The sequence below is a fragment of the Shouchella shacheensis genome, from assembly GCF_001484965.1.
Classification (GTDB): Bacteria; Bacillota; Bacilli; order Bacillales; family Bacillaceae_D; genus Shouchella; species Shouchella shacheensis.
In genome coordinates this window covers 27,438-47,055 of sequence record NZ_LLYY01000007.1, presented here as the reverse complement: position 1 = coordinate 47,055, position 19,618 = coordinate 27,438, and the positions used below count along the sequence as shown (strand labels likewise).

Sequence of the window (19,618 nt, the reverse complement as noted above, 5' to 3'; positions counted from 1 at the left end):
TCGTTGCCACTCATGAGGTCAAAGCCAATATCAATTGATGCTCATAATCAGGCGGACCCATCTTTGATTTAAACGGACTCTCTAAAAACAATACGAAAACAGATAGCTAATTCAAGCTTCATCGGATAGGGCATGGCGTACAAATTTAACACTAGCTGGTTAATGACTTGGAATTCCCATAGCTTACTTCATAGTAGGACACTCCATTTGCCATCTTTAACTTGAATTTCTGTTCCATATGGCAAGGACAGTTTCCTAAGATGCTCTAAAATATCTTGTCTTTTACTAAGCTTTGGCCACCCTCTTCTAGAACGCGGCTTCTCCACACCAAGCTCAATTGGGTATAATTCTAGTTCGATCATTTCTCCTTCTCTCATTTTCCAAATCGGAATAATGGAGGACCATATTTTATCGTCAATAACAAAACCCTTTGTATCTTTACTAGTTCTTGCATCGTAAAGATCAGCTACACTACTAGAGTGATCTAAAGAAAATTTATCGTAGAATTCGGTTGGTTGTTTCGTCATAGTATCATTTTGAAAGATAAAGTTACCCAAGCTATAGAATATAGGTCGATTTCTATACACTTCGATTCCTCTTAACAAATGTGGACCATGACCTATGATTGAATCTGCTCCACCATCAATACAGTTTCTCGCAAACTCTTGTAAAAATTGAGGCGGCTCCTCTAAGTTATCGCCGCTCATTTCATGGGAATGGATACTAACAAGAACAATATCAGCTTGTCGCTTCGCTTCAGAGATAGAATTCAATATTCGATTCATGTCTTTTTTATTAGGTGTAGTTACTTGTTGTTCTTGATCTCCAATCTTAAAGTTGTATACTCCAAAAAAAAATAGGTTCTCATCCGAGTTGGTCCTTATTCCCAGTTTCGCGTGTAAATTATTAACCGCATTGATAGAGGTTTTTTCAGCAATGCGTTTCAATAGATCCATTTGATCCTCAGTTACATGATATTCGACATTGTATCGTAGAGGATTTACTCCTGGTCTACCTAACATATCTGGTCGTTGTTCCCCTGCCCTCCACGATTCGTGAAACGTAGATGTTGCAGAAATAATAGCAACTCTACCACTCGAAGTTTCCAGATATCTAGGCTGGCTTGCCTCAGCTAAATTACTCCCAGCACCAGCATGTACGAACCCATGATCATTAAGGTACTTTTCGGTTGCTTCAAGTCCACCAAACGAAAAATCTAGCGCATGATTGGTAGCCCAGGCTAACAAATTAAATCCGTATTTCTTAAGATCCTCTAACACACTTGGATGTGCAACAGCCCATGCACCGCCACTTACTGCTGAAGGATAACCTTCAAAATCATGAGTAGTTACTTCTAGATTAGTAAACCGAACTTCGGCTTGTTTCATAACATCTATAATGACTTTTGAATCCTCATCGTTCTCTGCTAACCTTCGCGTAATAAAGCTATCCCCAGTAGCTGCAATCGTAATTTCTTCGCTCATGAAGAACACTCCTTAATTACTATTCAACTCTCTAATGGCAATTCTTTTCAAAAGAGCAACTGTTGGCACCAAGACCTTTTCATCTATGTCAAAAGCTTGGTTGTGATGAGGGGCAGGAATAGTCGTTCCAACTAACATGTAAGTCCCTTTTCCACCATTTTCTTTCACTCTATTAATTAGAAAACTAGCGTCTTCACTACCTCCACCTTTGTTATAGTCCTTAATATTATGAAATGCTTCAATCTGTTCAGCCTCTTCCTTCACAACATTAATCAGTTCTTCATCACAGGAAAAGGTTACTCCACTTCCAATTACTTCTGTTTCAAATCCAAGTCCGTGCATTTCCGCACAATGATGAATAATTTTTTTCACCCGATCTTCAAGTTCTGCATTTACACTAGAGGAGGTTGACCTAGTTTCAATTAGCAATTTTGCATAATGTGGGACGATGTTTAATGCTGTTCCACCTTCCAGTAACCCAACATTGACTCTGGTTTGTTCAGAACTATGCCTAGGCAAACTGTGGATATTTAACAATGCAGATGCTGCACCTACTAATGCATTTTTTCCTTTTTCAGGAGAGGCACCTGAGTGAGATGGAACCCCATAAAATTGAGACAAAAGCTTAGTTGTTGCTAGCCACCCTTGCGAACCGCCACTAATTTCTCCTAGTGGGACATCTAAACCCAAATGAAAACAATAGATTTTATCAACATCATCAACCATTCCTTTTTCTACAACAGAATATGCTCCCCGTCCACCTTCTTCAGCAGGTTGAAAAATTAATTTTAGTGTTCCTGAAAAATCCCTATCTGCCATTTTCTTGGCAAAGTCAAGTCCAATTGACGTGTGAGCATCGTGCGCACACGCATGCATATTCCCTTCATATTCGGATCGAAAATCATTTGCTTTTGGAAAATGGTTATGTTCAGAAGTTTCCGGGACAGGTAATGCATCCATATCAAACCGAAAGGCAATAGTTGGTCCTGGTTTACTTCCTTTTAACGTTCCAATGACAGCTGTTAGACCTCCCTCCATCTCCTTCAGAATATCGGTATTAGCCCCATCCTTAATCGCTCTTCGATAAGCCGTATCTAGTTCTTCTTCGGTTGGAACTCCTCTACGGGAGTCGGCATCTAAAGCATCTTTTCCATAAATCACTTCAAATCCTAAAGATTGAAGTATTTCAACGACTTTACTTGCTGTTCTAAACTCTGTGAATCCAACCTCAGGATACTGATGTAAATCACGACGTAGTTGTATAACTTCTTCCATTTTAATTCTCTCCTCCTAAACACTTTATTGAAAGCGTTTTCTATTTTGTTTAAAAAAATCTCAGAATGAGATTTTTTTATTTAGTTTAATAGGCTGCAATTGCTTCTATTTCTACCAAGGCGTCTTTTGGAAGACGACTAACTTCAACTGTTGCTCTTGCAGGTTTATGCTCTGCAAAATGCTGACTATATTCCTCATTGATAAGCCCAAACTGATCCATATCATTAATAAATATCGTGGTCTTCACTACCTGCTCAAGCGTTAGTCCTTCTCCTTGAAGAATTGCTTTTATATTATTCATCACTTGTTTTGTCTGTAACGTTATACTGTTCTCCACAAGATTACCCGTGTTGGGGTCCATCGGTAGCTGGCCCGAGATAAATAAAAGGTTATTCGTTTTTACGGCTTGTGAGTATGGTCCAATAGCTGCAGGTGCTTTACTAGTAGATACAATTTGCATTCTTACACCCCTTCAAAGTAAAGTAATTACTTATTTATTACGTTTTCTACTCTTCGTATAACATCGTCTTTCTCTAACATTTCTGGGTTTACTTGAACGGTATCAGGATACTTAATTCCTGCTCCCGTATTTAAAACTACTACCGTCTCCTCCTCTTGGATCCACCCTTGTTCCCGTAATCTACGAGTAGCAACGAACGCTGCTGCCCCTTCAGGACATACAAAACTACCTTCCAAGCGTGCAACCTTTTCTTGCTCCTGAACCATTGACTCATCATCAATGGCAATCGCACAACCATCCGTTTTATAAATAGCATCCAGTACAAGAAAATCGCCTAATGCTTTTGGTACATTGATCCCAAATGCAAGTGTCTCCGATTCATTCCAAAACTCCGAATCACTTTTTCCTTCTTCCCACGCTTTCACGATAGGTGCACAGCCAGTTGCTTGAACAGCCACCAATCTAGGAAGTTTTCCTACGACCCAGCCAATTTCCTTTAATTCATTTAGTGCTTTATAAATCCCAATTAGACCGACTCCCCCACCTGTTGGATATAAAATCACATCAGGCATCTTCCAATTTAATTGTTCCGCAATTTCAAGGCCCATCGTCTTTTTACCTTCAATACGATATGGTTCCTTCAACGTGGAGGCGTCATAAAGATCGTGGTCTTTTACTGCTTTGCCAACAATCTTCCCCGCGTCACTAATCAGTCCATTTACTAAATACAGATTGGCCCCAGAAGAAGCTACTTCATTTCTAGTAATTTTTGGAGCATCATCTGGCATTACAACTGTTGATTGTAACCCTGCCCTAGAAGCATATAACGCCCAAGCTGCTCCAGCATTTCCATTGGTAGGCATGGCTAATTCCTTCACCCCAACCTCTTTTGCTTTAGACACGCCAACAGCGGCTCCTCTGGCTTTAAATGTACCTGTAGGAATAAGTCCTTCATCTTTCATAAGTAAATTCTTCATAGACATGTCTTTCCCTAACTGTGGCAATGAAACTAATGGAGTCATTCCTTCGCCCAAAGAAACCATGTTATCTTCGTCTTCTACAGGAAGTAATTCATGATATCTCCATAGTGTATTAGTTCGTTCCTTTAAATCTTCTGGTGAAAGATTCTTCTTTACACCTTCTAGATCATAGTTAACAAGTAACGGGGCCCCACAAGTACACAATTGGTGTTGCTCCTTTGTATTAAACGTATTCCCACACTTTGGACAATAAAGATTGGAGATAAAACTGTATTTCATGTGATCAACCCCTATAATATAATTTGATGTACATTTATCTTAAAGGTCCAAGACCTACTTCCCAGAAAAATATCTTTTCCTTTTAACGTTACTGCAAGCGATCTCAACCAAGTTTAATTCAATTACATGCATACACTTGACAGCGATTACAATTATTGCCGTTAAACATCAAGTCAAGATTCAATTATCATAAGCTCATTTCTGAAACTTGTCTAGCAGTCTCTATTTGTTATACCTCCTCTTTTCAGGATATAAATTTGTGGATTCTGAATGGTGTACAGTATCGCATAACGTGAAAGGGTAGTCAACACAATTTTTACAACAATACCAAATATCAGTTATTGATATTTTTAATCCTTTTCTTCAAAAATTTTAATATATATATACTGAACAGCTAGGGACCCCTCAAATCCAGTGGATCTTACACAACAATAAATGATATAACAGACAACAGTACTGACGTAATCAGCATAGCAATTAAAGGACGAGAAGCTCTTGCCCGTATCGCTTTAAAACTCACATTCAGCCCAAGACCCACCATAGCCATCGTCAAGATAAAAGTCGAGAGGCCTACAATACCATCAATAACATAGGACGGAACTTGAATATACTCTCCGATTACGTAGCTCCCCAAAATACTGGTGATGATGAAACCAATCAGGAACCACGGAAACGAAACCTTGGTCTTTTCCGTTTCACTCTTATTTCGTTTCTTCATCCAGTACATTAAGACAAAGCACAACGGGATTAATAAAAACACCCGTCCTAACTTAGCTAATAATGCCATTGCTAACGCATCTTCCCCAGCAGGTGCAGCTGCCAAGGCAACATGGGCGATTTCATGCAAGCTTATCCCCGACCAAACACCATAATCTAGAGCGGAGATCGGCAGCAAAGGACGAATAACTGTATATAATAAAGAAAAAATGGTCCCCCCTAATGCGATGATTCCTACTCCAATAGCCGTGTCCTCTTCTTTTGACTTTATTATCGGGGATACTGCTGCAATTGCTGCTGCACCACAAACCGCTGTACCTACCGCAAGCAAAAGAGATAATATAAAGTCTGCTTTTAGCCATTTCGCCACGAGCATCATCGTTACCATAACAAAGACGATTACTCCCGTGCCGACCAATAATAACGGGAGACCCTGGCTGAAAATGACATTGATGTTCAATTGTAATCCGTATAACACTATGGCAAAGCGCAATAACTTTTTAGCAGAAAACTCTATACCAGGACGGATTTTCTCAGGATAGTCCCAAATCTGTCGGCAAACTATCGCAATGATAATGGCACAAGCAAGAGGACCTATGCGATTAAACTCCCATATTTCAGATAAGCCAAGCCCCAGCAATGCAATGAAGAAGGTAAATGCAATGCCACCAACCCAAGGCAACCACGACATCTGTTCTTCATTTTTTTTTGTTTTCTCTGGCCTCGCTAAAGAATATTCCTCGTCTATCCTATCCGAGATTTTTCGATTTTCCATTTTGGCCTCCCCTCTTTTTAAAATATAGCACAGAAACCCAAGGAGAATTTATAAGGATATGTAATAGAAATTATTTAAAAAAATATTAAAAGGGCTTATAAGCATATTTGACAACTGTTACAGACAGCTACATAGTTTCGCTATATTGGACAGATTTTTAAAAGCCATATAAACTTAAAACAGGTTCTAGATAACTAATACAAGCTTTCCATCAAGTTTTTTTGAGTAGTTTGGTTCAACCTTTACTTAGAACAAATAAAATGAAACAAGTTGTTCTGATCTGTTGAGTATTCAATACATACAGGGCTTCTTTTAGGCTACATGTTATAGCTCAATGGGTTGAGTCATTTGAAAAGGAGAAGTGAGTATATTGAATTACGAACACTTGAAAACTTTTGTATCGGTTGCCGAAAGGAAGAGCTTTTCTGAAACAGCAAAAAAACTATACCTTTCTCAACCAACCATTACGTCCCAAATTAAATCTTTAGAAAAATCGTTAAGCACTACACTGTTTGAAAGAACCACAAAACAAGTAGAATTAACCCCCGCAGCAAAAATACTTTACCGCTATGCGACAAAAATCATTAACCTTAGCGAAGAAGCAGAAAAAGAGATAGCCAACTTATTAGGGAAGGTGCATGGGGATTTATTTATCCCTTGCAGCCTTACCATCGGAGAAAATATCCTACCAAATTTATTGAAAACCTTTACAGAGAAATACCCATTAATTGAACTAAGTGCGGCAATAGTAAACAGTACACAAATTTTAAACATGATTAATGATAACGTAGCGGACATAGGATTAATTGAGGCTCCTCTTGAAAGCCCTGGATTAGTCCTTGAACCTTTTATGGAAGATGAATTAATTATCATCGCCAAAAACGGGTTTTTTGATGGAGGTAAAATGGAGCTTGGCCTAGATGATTTGGTTAAGACACCTATGATTGTAAGAGAAAAAGATTCCGGCACAAGAGCTGTAATGAACCAGTATTTAACAGAATCCGGTATAAGCACGGATGACTTAAATGTTATATTAGAATTGGGGAGTACAGAGGGAATAAAATCAGCCGTGGAATCAGGTTTAGGTATTTCCATCATTTCAAAAAATTCCATTTATAAAGAACTGAAACTAGGAGTACTGAAAACATACAAAATACCAAACGTGTTCTTTTCTAGGCATTTTTATGTTGTGTATAAGCGTGGAGCCATATTAAAATCTCCGTCTGAAAAATTCCTCGAATTATTGCGTAATAATAAAATGTAATTTTAAAAATTGTTGCCCACTATTTCTTCACTATGGTATCGTATCCCACAACCCGGAAAAAGAGAAGACCTTCCTTAAACCTAGTTACACGCCACCTGTGTCTAAAAATCCCGCAAAGCCGCATTCCTATGCGTGTTTGCGGGATTTTTGTTTGCCTTGGCGATGGAGAACTTGAGTGGATTATGTTATGCAAAAGTGGTAATGGTTAATAATTAGTCCCTGCCTTGATGCAGGCGGGGATCAATTATTGTTTAAGTAAGACTTTTCCACACACAATACGAAACCCAGTGACTTGACGAGGGAGTTGCTTGACCGAATGACTGCGATTTTGATGAGTCGGGCCGTGAATACCTTTTGGTTATGATCGCCATTATTTAGACTGTGGATCTGTTTATATTTAATTCCATACGGTTCTAAGAGTTTTACACAATTTCCCTTCGACAAAAGACCCTCTCTGTAAAGAGGGCTCCGCTTATCTATACTTGCTAAATTATATTCTTCTCTTTCAACTCTTCATAACGTTCTTTACTGACTTTCATCTCCGAAATATAAAACGCTTCATTGTCTGATCCTTTTGTCTGACCGCTATGGTTGATTCTTCCTGGGGTTTTTGAGAAATGGGCAAATACATTCGGCATTTGCATTTTCCCAAAGAAGTTGTCTTCAACTTCAACAAAGGTTCTCCGTTGAATGAAATGTGGATCTTCGCGCATTTGATCGATCGTGTACATCGGACCTACGACTGCACCGGTCTGATTAAATGTCTTCATGACTTCATCCAAGTTTCTTTCCGCAATCCATCCGCCAATGATCTCATCCAGTTCCTGAACGTTTTTTAAGCGGGCTTCATTGGTTTCAAAGCGTGCGTCTTCAATGAGTTCTGGTTGCCCGATCGCTTTAAACACGTTAGCCGCAACGGATTGGGTGCTTCCAGATAAGGCAACCCAATTTCCGTCTTTCGTCTCATATGCGTTACGGGGGGCTGTTTGAACACTGCCATTACCCATTTTCTCTGGAATACTGCCGAGTTGATCATACGCCATAAGATGCGGCTCTAAGAAGCGCATTAATGGTTCATACAAAGAGATATCAATATATTGTCCTTTTCGTTCAGGATCACGGTCCCGCTCATAAATTGCCATCATAATGCCAAGTGCACCGAATGCACCGCTTACTCCATCGGCAAGAGGAATCCCTGGCAGCAATGGTTTGCCTCGCCGTTCGCCATTGACGGATGTAAATCCACTCATAGCTTCTGCTACGGTGCCAAACCCACCATTTTGCGAATAAGGGCCGCTTTGTCCATAACCCGATGTCCGCAGCAGAATTAACGAAGGATTGGCCTTGGAGAGGACATCCCAGCCGATTCCCCATTTCTCCAATGTTCCTGGTCGGAAGTTCTCTAGCATCACATCAAACTCTGGAAGCATTTCCAATAACAGCTGCTGTCCTTCAGATTCCTTTATATTTAATGTGATTGTCCGTTTGTTTCGGTTCAGTGACTTCCAATATACTGATTCTCCACCTTTCTTCTTGCCATAATTCCGGGCGTGATCTCCATAGGTCGGATGCTCCACCTTGACGACCTCGGCTCCAAAGTCAGCAAGATGTGTTCCAGCCCAAGGACCTGCCAGCATCGTAGCGGCGTCTAAGACTTTTAACCCTTCAAGAGGACCCTTCTTCATGCTGCATCTCCTCCCAACGTTTTCTGGCGTCCGCTTTTTTAGTTTCAAAGGCGATAATGTCATTATGAAACTCAACTAGCTGCTTTGCTTGTTCATAATGTGGATAATCAATCATTTTGTCTTTAAACACCATTGACGCTCGACCTTGCGCTACACTTTCTTCAAATACTTCAATTAAACGCTGTGCTTCCTCCGCTGTTTCTTTATCGGGAGAGAAGCTGTCATTTAGAATTTGTACTTGCCCTGGATGGATACAGCTATTCCCTTCAAATCCAAGCTGATAGGCGTTCACAGCCGCCTCTCGCACCTTGCCTACATCTTTGTAGTTGCTAATGCTTCCCATCAAGGCCAGCGGTTGAACGTGATGAGCTTTTGCGGAAAGTAGCATCGTGTAACGAACATGGCGAAGTAATTCTTCACGCTGCGGACCATTACCTAAATTCAATTCAGAGGCGAGGTCTTCTGCTCCTAATGATACGGATTCGATTCGCGTGCTGGCGGAAAGGATGGCATCAATATTGCGAATGCCTTTCGACGTTTCGATCAGGACGCTAATCTGTATTCTTTGTTCTGGATCTAGTTGATCCAATTGTTCGTCAACTATTCCGATGTCTTCTCTCGTTTCTACTTTTGGCAGGATTACCCCATGTACCTCAGGAAGTACAGAGGCGTGTATATCTTTTTTTTGTACAGTTTTTTCGGCATTTACTCTTATATACAGCCGATTTCCTCCAGCGGCAGCTGGCTTAACCGCTGAGCGGATGAGATCCCGAGCAATTTCTTTCTGATCATAAGGAATACTATCTTCTAGATCCAGTACAATCGCGTCAGCATTTCGTTTATAAGAGTTATTGACAAACTTTTTCACATTGATTGGAATAATTAAACGAGAGCGAGTGATTCTCATAAATACCTCCTTAGCGATAGAGCCGTTGTCGAATGTTCTCTAAATGCTCCATCATTTTCGTTCTTGCAAGCTGTTTATTACGTTGCTCGACCGCCTCAACAATAGCCCAATGCTCTCGATTGGCTTCATCGTATTTTTCTTTTCGAACGTAGGTGATCGAACGCGCCTGATGGATCAAATCAAGATTTAATTTCGTAAAGTTTAAAAGAACAGTGTTGCCGCTTAGCGCAGCTAAAGTCTCATGAAATAAATAATCAATATCTTTCTCTTTAAGAATCGTCTTCATATGTTCGATATCATTTTCTGATGCACGGTCTATAATAAGATCTAGCATCGGAACCTCCATTATCTCTCTAGCTTCAATCAGCTCAAGAACCGCGGCTTTCTTCAATTCCATAATAATTTCCTGGTTCTTCGTCGATACATCCTTTGAAGTCGAAAGCTCCTTCTTCAAGATACGCCCGCCTCCAGGGATCGTTTGAATGATCCCCATTGATTCGAGGACACGGAACGCATCACGAAGTGTTCCTCTAGAGACGCCAAGCGTTTCCGCTAATTTCCTTTCCGGCGGAATTCGATCGCCAATTTGAATCAATCCTTGTTTATAGTTATCCATTAATTTATCCAACACTTGTTCATAAAGCCTCTTATGCTCAATCACATGAACCTCTCCTTCAACTAAGCCGTTATATTTAACCTAATCTTAACGTACTATAACGACTGGGTGATGAGGGTTCAAGAAATTTCAGCAGAATTTTTCATATAGTGCAAGAGAAATCCTAACACGGCTGCGATTGCACTCAGAATATAGGCGGTTTTTGTTAGCACTTCGTTTATTGCAATCACTAGATCACCACTTTGAATAATCAAACCAACCATCTGAACCGTCACAATGACCATGCCGAGCAACAAAAAACCACATAAAAAGATTTTAAATAGTAAAGACATGATTCGATACATCCAATATTCCCCCTTCTATCAACCAGTTGGGACCGGCAGCCAACCTACACCAATGAGCAAACCAATAATCGTAATTGGAATAACATAATAAACAATTAATGGAATAAAGGTTTTTGTCGGGTTTTCATCCGCGATACTCGAAGCGATCATAATTGGTGCTGCACCTGGCGGCGACGCTCCTTCCGTAGAAGCAAATACGAGAATCGCAACAGTGGCTACGACAGGATCAACACCTGCTGATGTTAGGGCTGTAAAAGCAACCAAACCAACCGCAGTTACCGTGGCAGTTGCCGTTAAAGGCGTAGCAACCAATACAATGAGAACACCGACGAGAGCAATGATTCCCCAAAGCGGCAGGTCTGCGGAAGCCATTAAACTTCCTAAATGGTCGGACAATCCGAGTTCATTGAGAACATCACTTGCGGCAAAGGCAAATAGTAGGATAACACCAATCGTTGAGAAACCTTTCACCGCTTTCTGCAAGTAACTCGACCAACCTTTAATAGAGGAAGGTAAAGCCTTTCGCCCAACGGCCAAACAAATCATGATGATCAAGATCGGAACCCAAGTTAAGATGGAGATAGCATCTACCGCGTCCTCCCCGATGCGTTGGTTACCAGCAAAAAAATCTGACAAAGGTCCAATGGTTACAGCCACAGGAATAATAATTCCTAAGAAAATAAGCATAGATTTCCAACCTTGAGTTAAAGACTGTCTAATTGGAAGAATTCCTGTCGGATCTACCGCATCGATCTTATGCTTTTTAACGAACCACCATGTGAGGAGCAAACGATACCCTAAGGTATATATTCCCGCAACGTATAAGGCAATGAATAACTGTCCTTCAGATACTGAAGCAGCAACAGTAGCCATACCTAGTAAAATGAACACCGATCCACTTGGTGGAAATGAAATCCCTAACCCAGCATTCCCGGCAGCGACTGTTGCTGACATATGCTTAGGCCAGTTCGTTCGGATCATCCAAGGAATTGTAATGGCTCCTACTGAGGCCGTATTTCCGGACCCAGAACCGGAGACACTTCCAAATAAAGCTGAAGCAATGGTATCTACGTAACCAGCGCCCCCAGGGAGCCTCCCCAGCAACGAATTGAGAATCGAGATAAGTCTTTGAATAATCCCGGTTTGTTCGATAAGAAACGCCATGAACACGAAAGACATCGCAGCGAATAACACTTCATGTGTAGCACCAAAAATGAATCCGTTCCAAAGCAGGTTCGGAAGATCAGTCAACCCTCCAAATATAGCGCTTACAAAAAAGCTGACAATCATCGCTTCGCCAATGTTTCTCTTTAATGCAACGACCCAGAATATAATTAGCGCAATATAGACGATCAAAGCCCATACAGCTACCCCCAAACTCTTTCACCCTTTCTCTAATTGGATTATTGGATCAACCAATTTATATGTATCTTATAACGTTAATTCTTAAGAGTCAATGAATTTTTATAATTTTATTCACGAAAGTTTATTTAAATGGCCTCCAAATGTGCCCATCAATGTCGAACTCGAGTTGTAGACAACGATAGAGGTGAATTCTCATAGGCACGTCATTAATGATGCAACTCCCTTCTCCTCCCTACAAAAAGTAAAATTCCTGTAGCGTCTGAATGATTGTTCAGGGGCTTATGAAAGGGTATACCTTTTTCAATCATGAGCTCGCCTGAAAGATGAAGCAAAGGACTGGATTGCTGATGGCTAATGCTTGGTTTCAATTTAAGGGCTCCTTTGTGTTTCTTGTAGTATACAATGGAACTTCATAATACACGGCTTGTGAATCAGATCTTTCCCCATGCTTTGTTTTTGATCGTGCTACACAGTTTCATTAATTCCCAAAATAAAAGGTCTGACTATTATCCTTCGAAAAAAGATCTTTAATCATCCCACAGAATTGACGCGTAAAACAGGTCAATCCCTTCGCACACTGGGGGGGTTGGAGTTCTTCTAAAGATCTTTGACATTTCATCCAAAAAACCTGTTACACGCCACCTCTGGCTAAAAATAGCAAAACCCATACTATGGCCTTAGTTGCCTAGTCACTATAGAACTCAAGTTAACCAGACGCCTAATGTGGGATGAAAAAAGTCCAAACTAAAAAAGCCTATGCAATGGCGGAAACCCTCAAACACAGGAGAACACAAAATTGTCAACCCCAAAGGGTCGGGCATTGTAGGTATTGCATCCAATAGCCCTTATTCAAGTGGGGATAAATGGGAATATTTACTACTATTGTGAACCAAATCAAACAAGACGGTTATAATAACAACCAAAAACGCCACACGTACACCAGCGAAAGCAGATTCTGATGCTGAAATATTTTTGCATTAGGCATAATCATCCAGTATAGAAGCTCATTTCCGAGTGGGTCGTATCCTACGTTATCATTCATTTTTTTGCCGTTGCTGCTGCGTTCTCGTAAATCCGTTTCAGCGTTTGAGCGCTATGATGAAATTGCTCTTGCTCCTCTTCGCTCAAGTCCATTTCCACCACTTCGTGTATTCCATTGCGGGTAATGATGGCCGGTACACCAATGCATACATCGCTTATGCCGTATTCACCAGCTAGGGGAGCACTGACGGTTAAAATGGACTGTTCATCTTTTAAGATGGCTTTGGTGATTCGCACGAGGCTCATGGCAATCCCATAATACGTGGCACCTTTCTTTTCGATCACGTCGTACGCTGCATCCCGAACATCTTCATAGATGCGTTCCACATCACGGCTGTGGGAAGCGCCCTTTTTCTTTACCCATTGTTGCAGCGGGACCGCACCAATGGTTGCTGTGCTCCACACAGGAAGGGACGTGTCTCCATGTTCGCCGATAATGTACGCATGGACATTCTTCTCTGAGACGTTAAAGTACTCGCTGAGCATGTGCCGGAACCTCGCCGTGTCCAATGTCGTCCCACTGCCAATGACACGGTTTTTCGGCAGACCACTGAAGCTTTGAGTCGCTTGTGTTAAAATGTCCACTGGATTTGTAGCGACTAAAAAGATCCCATCAAACCCACTCGCCATGACCTTGCTTACAAGTCCCTTAAAAATGGTCATATTTTTCTCTACGAGCTCCAGCCTGGTCTCGCCTGGTTTTTGGTTTGCTCCGGCACAGATGCACACAATGTCTGCCTCTTTGCAGTCTTGATACTCCCCCTTCCATATCTTTGTTGAAACAGGCGCGAACGCCAGCCCGTGGTTTAAATCCATCACATCGCCACTTGCCTTCGCTTGATCCAGATCAATCATAACAAACTCTTCAGCAATTCCTTGATTCATCATCGCAAATGCATAACTGCTCCCAACAAATCCTGCTCCAATCAATACCACTCGGTTCACTTTTTTTCTGTTATCCATTCAGCTCATCCTCCAGTATGTTTGTGAAACATTTCACAAGTATAATCAAAAATAAATACACGTTCGTACACTTCTTGCACGTCTTCTCCATTAAAACACCAACCCAAAGGAAGAACCTCTCTTGTTGTGTACAACGGTAACGGGCCATTCCGCCTTTAGAGCGGCACGAACATCAAGGCGAACACTTTTATAGGATGCGACGCCATTGATCCACAGATGCCTCCACGACATCGTGATACACTCCAACGTCAAATGCACTACTGACACGCTCGTCTATCGCGTGTAAAAATAGCCTCCTCTCATTTATAAACCGTCGGAGAATGCGCGCATACACCTCCATAGTCCTTTCCCCCTTACATCCCTTTACTCTGTTTGTGAATCACTTCACAATTTCTTTATACGTTCATTATAGCCGATCTCGCTTCATTTGTGAAACACTTCACAAATATGTTCATGAATTGGACATAGATGAACGCTTGGAGTGAAATCATCCCCCCACCTGGATCGTCTAAATACCGATCAACGAACATCTTCTGTTGATGCGAGAGGTGTATCCGCATTCATATTACCTCCAACGACCATGCAGAATGAAAAAACCCCTTCACATGTTACAGCAAAGGAGCCTTCGATCTATAGCCTTCATCCGTTGTTCCTGCTTTTTTGACGGTTTAACTCCTCCACTTCTTTTTCCGTCAAACCCGTTAATTCCACCACTTTCCGTACACCCATGCCATCGGACAGCAAATTAATGGCTACTTTTTTAGCTCCTTTTCGCTCGTAAGATGTCATTAACTCCATAACTTTCGCCTCCTCCTCGGGGTTTAAATCTCTTACTTCTTCCTGCAATCGATCCTCTTCCTCGTCCGTGAGTTTTAAGTACGTTTCAAAGAATGCCGTCAATTCATGATTCCTTGCTGGATCGATTTCCAGTCGCACCAGCATTCGCAAAAATTCTTTTTTAACCTCAATCTTTTCATTTTCAGTATACCTCATTTTGCTCATTAACGCACCTGCGACCGGGTTGCTCTGTCGTATAAAATCGCGCCAATTGAGCTTTTTTAATTCCACAGTCAGATAGTTAAACTTAACCACATGAAAAAACGGAAAACTCATCTCATAAGTAGTCGGTTCTTCCTTATGTTTATCGTCATAGCTGAACAAAGCGATGGGTATAATTCGCTTGCCAGGATTCTCCTCCAGCAAACGGCTGAAATATAGAAACATCCGCTCATTAAAATCGTTTTCGTATTGAGCTTGTTGCTCCACATGGACGAGAATCAAACTGTCTTCACCTTTGAGCTTGGTTTTCAACAGCCATGTCCACTTCCTTGCTTCGCCGTCTTAGCGTGTCGTTGAACAATTCCTTGTCCAAAAATTTCAAATGGGCGAAGTCAATTTCCTCATGAACATTCGGAAAAAACAACAGAATAAATTCTTCGAAAAAATCTTGAAGCAATTCTTTAAACAAATGGTCATGGTCGATTCGCATTTCTTTACGATTGCCATTCTCCATAGCCAGCCTCCGTTTTTTCTTTTATTATACCAAACGTTTGTTCTATTTTCAATGTAAATATTCACGCCGATTCCTTTTATCCAAAAAGGTGGTTTTCTTCTTTGACGGATGAAAGATGATCAATTCGCTCAAGGAGCCCTATTTCATCGAGCAATTGGCCGATCACGGAACAAAAGCCTCTACTGTTCGGTTACTCAACTTTCGGAGTTGAAAAATATAGCGGAATCCCTATTGCTTGTTGGTAGGAGAGAACCCTGGGGATTGGTGCGTCTCCTGTCGGTATGAGGCTCGATCCTGTCGGTATGAACGCTCCTCTTGTCGGTATGAAGCTCGCTCCTGTCGGTTTGAACGCTCCTCTTGTCGGTATGAGGCTCGCTCCTGTCGAGAATAGCTGCACCTAATTCCCTTATACCAGTGGATGAGGTGCGCTTTTCGTGTCCGAAAGTTGAATCGGTAACATAGAAACGCCCAGGCGTCCTGCTGCAAATGCCGAAAGCTACAGCCGACCCTAACGATCCCTCTCTTCAGACAAAAAAAGGAACTCGCTCCTAAAAAAGCGAATTCCTTTTTCACACCTTAAACTGCGCAGTTATGCTTTTTCCATGATAGAATAAAGAGAAGATAACCAAGTGACGCACGGTCCATCATAGCTCTGGGGCTTGGCGACACCTTCTGAGAAAGGAGGTGTTGGCCCGGATGTCAGCTTATGAAGCACTGGATTTAGTGATCTCTACAGCAACAAACGTCGCAATGCTCTTTATTGCGGCCGCAGCCGTAGGGGTCCCTCTAGTGCTGTGGCTGATAGACAAACAGAAATAAGCCCCTTGAGCAACCAACTCTAGTAGGGGCTTATTGTGATCAACACATGCGCCAACCTTAGTGTTGTAAGGCCATGCGCCCGCCTATTGATGTATCAGCACCAATAGGTCTTTTTATCGTTCGCTTTCCTTGCTTTCATTATACCCTTCTTTGCCTCTCTTTACAAGCGACAGATCTACACATACGTTTGGCTCCTCTCCTACATACAATCGCTCTACATCTGAAAACCCACACGATTGCACTCCTTTCGCACAATGTAGACTACTCCATTATTCTGCCCCCTTGAGATGGTACCAATGTTACATTCCATGATCCGGGCTCATCCGTACATAGATGAATGTGGGAGTGTTGATGCCAAACGAATTGTCCCTCTGGTTTGCCAGCCATGCTAACGATTTTGCTTGTAGTCATTCTCTATCAATCGTAATCAGGCGATTCGTTTGATATAATAGATTACAAGATAGCCAAGTGAGATCACTAACGCTCTATGGGTTCGGTGACACCTCTGAAGAAAGGAGGTGCCATCCGTTTATGATGTCCGACTACCGAACAATCGAGCTACTTCTAGAAGTAGCAGACAAACTAGCGCATATAGCCATTGCTTTTGTTGCTTTGATTGTCTTGCCGATTGTTTTTAAATGGTGGGACGATAAACGCAAATAACCCCTCTAGAGCGCCAGAACTCGTAAAGAGGGGTTATTTGTGAAAACAAATTTTAAAGCATCTAACCCAAAGAGTCAGATCTCCGCCAATCAGTTACAGCTGATTGGTCTTTTTATTATTCTTACGTCTTTTCCTCATTATACATAAAATGTTCTTTGGTTGCAAATACTCTTTCCACTCAACAGCTCTGAGGAGTACACGTTAAGAAAAAATGTACGAAAGGTTATGTCAGGTTATCCACATGTAAAATTTACCAGTAAAGTTTTTGTCTTTTTTGGCAAAAAAGACAAGCCCATTCCGTCTTGTCATCATCAAAAAATCCCCCAAAATGCCAATATTATAGGTTTTTATATCGCTCAATTATCCCGCACTTGGCGAATTTTGGGGTGGATGATCTCGAAAAATATTCACTCTTCAGCGCTGTCTACACATCGTTTTCAACCTAGAAGTTGACCCTTCCTATGAGAAACTGACGCAATGCTCGAATCGCCTGTTCTTTTTCATTGATTGTACGTCGTTATTAGTAACAAAGGAGCGCAAGAACCCCATCTGCGTGAGCAAGCCCTGAATCTGCGTGAGTACAGCCCCAATCTACGTAAAACGACCCCGATCTGCGAGACCCCCGCGAGATCCGTCCTCCCCCACTACACCTCCCCCCCACCACATACCCCCGCTCCGCAAGCAACCGGTCAATAAAGTACCGTCCCTTCTGTGTCCAATCGGTCTGCACAACCACGGTCGTCCCTCCGTCCACCCGCAGGATCTCAAATGTGCGCGACTGCGTGTACCCCTCCCCCTGGTAGGCTGCTTTCAAGATCCACTGCCCGCGCACTCGGTACTGTACGTCTTCTGCCTCTAGAATCAGGTTCAGCGTCCGCGCCGACATTCCGTACTCTTTGGCGATTTGTGTCACGGTCAGCGTCGTGGGCGCAAGCAGAATGCGCTCGGCATAGCTCGCCTTTTCTCTAGAGGCCACGATCTGCTCCTGCTCCCAGACCCAGCGCTTCGCCCGCTCGATCGCATCGTCGATCGCATACGAGGGCCGCTCCTCTCGCTCCCTCGCATCATAGGCGCCGTGCTTGCGAATGCTCGGCAGCACCTCTTCTGTGACCCAGTCGGTGAATCGCTCGGCTTCCGGCTTGTTGCTGCGGAAGGTGAGCTTGTACAATCCGGCTTCATTAATGATCGAGAGCTCCTGCGATCCTCCAAGGGTCAGCATCCGATGCTTCCCCTTTTGGTTCGGCCCAATTTTACGAAGCACACTGTTTGTCCGTGCCAGCCCGAGCACATGGCACACATCCCTGGCGACAAACCAGACCTCCCCGCCCTTGACGACGGTTCGTACCTTCTGCGCGTGATACATGAAAATCCGCTCCACCTGCTCCATGCCTCCATCTCCCCTTTTTTAAAATTGGAATACCCGCTCGACCGTCTGCCCGCTCTCATCCTCGTCTTCCCCGACAATCCCTTCCATGAGCTCGCTTTTCCCCTGCCGCTTCGGAAACAAACTCTGCTGTGCCGACTCAATCGACACATGTACCACCTCATTAGGCCTAAACTTCCTCAGCGCGATCAAATTTTCGTTGTTCAACTCAATATCCGCGAGGACAATTTGCACGGATTGGTACCATTGTTCTTTTCGTGACTTGTTGATGATCTCAATTTTCTTAATCGTTGCGGTTAAGGCCGATTCACCCATGCGTTCTCACCCTCTCCAATTGAATCGTTGTGGCCCAGCCGATGTGCCCCTGGATCTGTTGGAGCAAGCCTTCCTCTTCCGCAAACGCACCGAGCGAGCGTCCGTTAATCACAAGATCGTACACCAGCGGTTGACACGCGACCGGTTGGCCCGGCGGATCAATCGTCCTTGTGGCTCGCTGCAGGTTATAGGCTTGGACAAGGCCACGCACATGGGCCTGCACGACTCGCTCAATACAAACGCTCTCGTTTTCCTTGACCGAAACGGGGCTGATTGTGAGAATCGCTGGCATGAGGGCGAGCGAGAGGATGTCACTCTCCGTTTCGCCCGCTTCCACCTCTTGGTCTAACGCTTCCGTCATCCCTTGATTCAGGTACTGCTGCAGGAAGCGGTTCACTCTTCCGCTTCCCGGGTGAATAAACGACCCATGCGTCTGTGCCGAATCGCTCGTGACATGAACGGAAACGAGACAGTCGGCGTTCCATTCCTGCGCGCATTCCACTCGTTCTTCCGCGCGCATCGGTTCGTCCCCCACCCTCGTCACACGGGCCTCGACGTCATACGCCTTATTGAGCTCGTCCTGGATGCGGGCAACCACCCGTGCCGTGACGTCTTTTTCCTGAACGCCCCTCCGTTGAAGGCCCGCATCACTCCCGCCATGCGCCGGATCGAGCATGATTCTCGTTGGTCTCCTCATTCGTTACACCCTTTCTTCTTTCATCGTCTTTTCAGCGCGGCGAAGCCGGTAATCTTCTCCACTGAGCGCCAC

The 19,618-nt window shown here is 42.9% G+C and carries 18 protein-coding genes and 1 pseudogene; 3 read left to right on the top strand and 16 right to left on the bottom strand.

What is annotated here, in order from left to right:
• Positions 1–188 precede the first annotated feature (188 nt).
• From AVZ68_RS09410 to AVZ68_RS09390, 5 genes are all read right to left on the bottom strand, one after another.
• The gene (locus AVZ68_RS09410; protein ID WP_059104294.1) at positions 189–1,484 is read right to left on the bottom strand and encodes a CapA family protein; all 1,296 of its coding nucleotides are present in this window, start codon (positions 1,482–1,484) and stop codon (positions 189–191) included.
• Positions 1,485–1,496: 12 nt separating this feature from the next.
• Positions 1,497–2,759: an amidohydrolase gene (locus AVZ68_RS09405; RefSeq protein ID WP_059104293.1), complete on the bottom strand. Its 1,263-nt coding sequence runs from the start codon at positions 2,757–2,759 to the stop codon at positions 1,497–1,499.
• An 85-nt stretch (positions 2,760–2,844) separates the two neighbouring features.
• Positions 2,845–3,219 carry a RidA family protein gene (locus tag AVZ68_RS09400; protein WP_059104292.1) on the bottom strand — a complete coding sequence of 125 codons (375 nt, stop codon included), beginning with the start codon at positions 3,217–3,219 and terminating at the stop codon, positions 2,845–2,847.
• A 26-nt stretch (positions 3,220–3,245) separates the two neighbouring features.
• A complete protein-coding gene (locus tag AVZ68_RS09395) occupies positions 3,246–4,478 on the bottom strand; it encodes a threonine synthase (protein WP_059104291.1) in 1,233 nt (410 codons plus the stop codon).
• Between the two features lie 421 nt (positions 4,479–4,899).
• On the bottom strand, positions 4,900–5,970 hold the full coding sequence (locus AVZ68_RS09390; RefSeq protein WP_059104290.1) for a YeiH family protein: 1,071 nt from the start codon (positions 5,968–5,970) through the stop codon (positions 4,900–4,902).
• Positions 5,971–6,340: 370 nt separating this feature from the next.
• Here AVZ68_RS09390 and AVZ68_RS09385 point away from each other — a divergent pair, with 370 nt between their 5' ends.
• On the top strand, positions 6,341–7,234 hold the full coding sequence (locus AVZ68_RS09385; protein WP_059104289.1) for a selenium metabolism-associated LysR family transcriptional regulator: 894 nt from the start codon (positions 6,341–6,343) through the stop codon (positions 7,232–7,234).
• Between the two features lie 485 nt (positions 7,235–7,719).
• Here AVZ68_RS09385 and AVZ68_RS09380 read toward each other — a convergent pair whose 3' ends face one another.
• The 8 genes and pseudogenes from AVZ68_RS09380 to AVZ68_RS09350 form a co-directional block, all read right to left on the bottom strand.
• Positions 7,720–8,919, bottom strand: a complete 1,200-nt coding sequence (locus tag AVZ68_RS09380) for a CaiB/BaiF CoA transferase family protein (protein WP_059104288.1) — start codon at positions 8,917–8,919, stop codon at positions 7,720–7,722.
• Positions 8,900–9,826: an HpcH/HpaI aldolase/citrate lyase family protein gene (locus AVZ68_RS09375; protein ID WP_059104287.1), complete on the bottom strand. Its 927-nt coding sequence runs from the start codon at positions 9,824–9,826 to the stop codon at positions 8,900–8,902. Before AVZ68_RS09375 ends, AVZ68_RS09380 begins: the two co-directional genes overlap by 20 nt.
• A 10-nt stretch (positions 9,827–9,836) precedes the next feature.
• Positions 9,837–10,487 carry a FadR/GntR family transcriptional regulator gene (locus tag AVZ68_RS09370; RefSeq protein WP_059104286.1) on the bottom strand — a complete coding sequence of 217 codons (651 nt, stop codon included), beginning with the start codon at positions 10,485–10,487 and terminating at the stop codon, positions 9,837–9,839.
• A gap of 74 nt (positions 10,488–10,561) precedes the next feature.
• A complete protein-coding gene (locus tag AVZ68_RS09365) occupies positions 10,562–10,786 on the bottom strand; it encodes a hypothetical protein (protein ID WP_059104285.1) in 225 nt (74 codons plus the stop codon).
• An 18-nt stretch (positions 10,787–10,804) separates the two neighbouring features.
• A complete protein-coding gene (locus AVZ68_RS09360) occupies positions 10,805–12,163 on the bottom strand; it encodes a TRAP transporter large permease subunit (protein ID WP_059104284.1) in 1,359 nt (452 codons plus the stop codon).
• A 1,026-nt stretch (positions 12,164–13,189) separates the two neighbouring features.
• A complete protein-coding gene (locus AVZ68_RS09355) occupies positions 13,190–14,155 on the bottom strand; it encodes an L-lactate dehydrogenase (RefSeq protein ID WP_059104283.1) in 966 nt (321 codons plus the stop codon).
• Positions 14,156–14,342: 187 nt separating this feature from the next.
• Entirely contained in the window at positions 14,343–14,495 is a 153-nt protein-coding gene (locus AVZ68_RS20200; RefSeq protein WP_157404622.1) for a hypothetical protein, read from the bottom strand.
• Between the two features lie 299 nt (positions 14,496–14,794).
• Positions 14,795–15,644, bottom strand: a pseudogene (locus AVZ68_RS09350) (Rpn family recombination-promoting nuclease/putative transposase).
• A gap of 720 nt (positions 15,645–16,364) precedes the next feature.
• Between AVZ68_RS09350 and AVZ68_RS20880 the strand changes: the two are divergent.
• Positions 16,365–16,487: a hypothetical protein gene (locus tag AVZ68_RS20880; RefSeq protein WP_281176607.1), complete on the top strand. Its 123-nt coding sequence runs from the start codon at positions 16,365–16,367 to the stop codon at positions 16,485–16,487.
• A 531-nt stretch (positions 16,488–17,018) separates the two neighbouring features.
• On the top strand, positions 17,019–17,150 hold the full coding sequence (locus AVZ68_RS20875) for a hypothetical protein (RefSeq protein ID WP_281176606.1): 132 nt from the start codon (positions 17,019–17,021) through the stop codon (positions 17,148–17,150).
• Between the two features lie 520 nt (positions 17,151–17,670).
• On the opposite strand, the gene AVZ68_RS09345 is transcribed toward AVZ68_RS20875, so the two are convergent.
• From AVZ68_RS09345 to AVZ68_RS09335, 3 genes are read right to left on the bottom strand one after another with little or no spacing between them, the layout of a single operon-like run.
• On the bottom strand, positions 17,671–18,537 hold the full coding sequence (locus tag AVZ68_RS09345; protein WP_059104282.1) for a phage antirepressor: 867 nt from the start codon (positions 18,535–18,537) through the stop codon (positions 17,671–17,673).
• An 18-nt stretch (positions 18,538–18,555) separates the two neighbouring features.
• Positions 18,556–18,849: a hypothetical protein gene (locus AVZ68_RS09340; RefSeq protein WP_059104281.1), complete on the bottom strand. Its 294-nt coding sequence runs from the start codon at positions 18,847–18,849 to the stop codon at positions 18,556–18,558.
• Complete coding sequence (locus tag AVZ68_RS09335) at positions 18,842–19,546, bottom strand: N-acetylmuramoyl-L-alanine amidase (RefSeq protein WP_082676445.1); 705 nt, start codon at positions 19,544–19,546, stop codon at positions 18,842–18,844. Before AVZ68_RS09335 ends, AVZ68_RS09340 begins: the two co-directional genes overlap by 8 nt.
• Between the last annotated feature and the right edge of the window lie 72 nt (positions 19,547–19,618).

Bases quoted from the DNA above. Each gene is read 5' to 3' on its own strand.
- AVZ68_RS09410 (WP_059104294.1), bottom strand. From the start codon at position 1,484: ATGAGCGAAGAAATTACGATTGCAGCTACTGGGGATAGCTTTATTACG.
- AVZ68_RS09405 (WP_059104293.1), bottom strand. From the start codon at position 2,759: ATGGAAGAAGTTATACAACTACGTCGTGATTTACATCAGTATCCTGAG.
- AVZ68_RS09400 (WP_059104292.1), bottom strand. From the start codon at position 3,219: ATGCAAATTGTATCTACTAGTAAAGCACCTGCAGCTATTGGACCATAC.
- AVZ68_RS09395 (WP_059104291.1), bottom strand. From the start codon at position 4,478: ATGAAATACAGTTTTATCTCCAATCTTTATTGTCCAAAGTGTGGGAAT.
- AVZ68_RS09390 (WP_059104290.1), bottom strand. From the start codon at position 5,970: ATGGAAAATCGAAAAATCTCGGATAGGATAGACGAGGAATATTCTTTA.
- AVZ68_RS09380 (WP_059104288.1), bottom strand. From the start codon at position 8,919: ATGAAGAAGGGTCCTCTTGAAGGGTTAAAAGTCTTAGACGCCGCTACG.
- AVZ68_RS09375 (WP_059104287.1), bottom strand. From the start codon at position 9,826: ATGAGAATCACTCGCTCTCGTTTAATTATTCCAATCAATGTGAAAAAG.
- AVZ68_RS09365 (WP_059104285.1), bottom strand. From the start codon at position 10,786: ATGTATCGAATCATGTCTTTACTATTTAAAATCTTTTTATGTGGTTTT.
- AVZ68_RS09355 (WP_059104283.1), bottom strand. From the start codon at position 14,155: ATGGATAACAGAAAAAAAGTGAACCGAGTGGTATTGATTGGAGCAGGA.
- AVZ68_RS20200 (WP_157404622.1), bottom strand. From the start codon at position 14,495: ATGGAGGTGTATGCGCGCATTCTCCGACGGTTTATAAATGAGAGGAGG.
- AVZ68_RS20880 (WP_281176607.1), top strand. From the start codon at position 16,365: ATGTCAGCTTATGAAGCACTGGATTTAGTGATCTCTACAGCAACAAAC.
- AVZ68_RS20875 (WP_281176606.1), top strand. From the start codon at position 17,019: ATGATGTCCGACTACCGAACAATCGAGCTACTTCTAGAAGTAGCAGAC.
- AVZ68_RS09345 (WP_059104282.1), bottom strand. From the start codon at position 18,537: ATGGAGCAGGTGGAGCGGATTTTCATGTATCACGCGCAGAAGGTACGA.
- AVZ68_RS09340 (WP_059104281.1), bottom strand. From the start codon at position 18,849: ATGGGTGAATCGGCCTTAACCGCAACGATTAAGAAAATTGAGATCATC.
- AVZ68_RS09335 (WP_082676445.1), bottom strand. From the start codon at position 19,546: ATGAGGAGACCAACGAGAATCATGCTCGATCCGGCGCATGGCGGGAGT.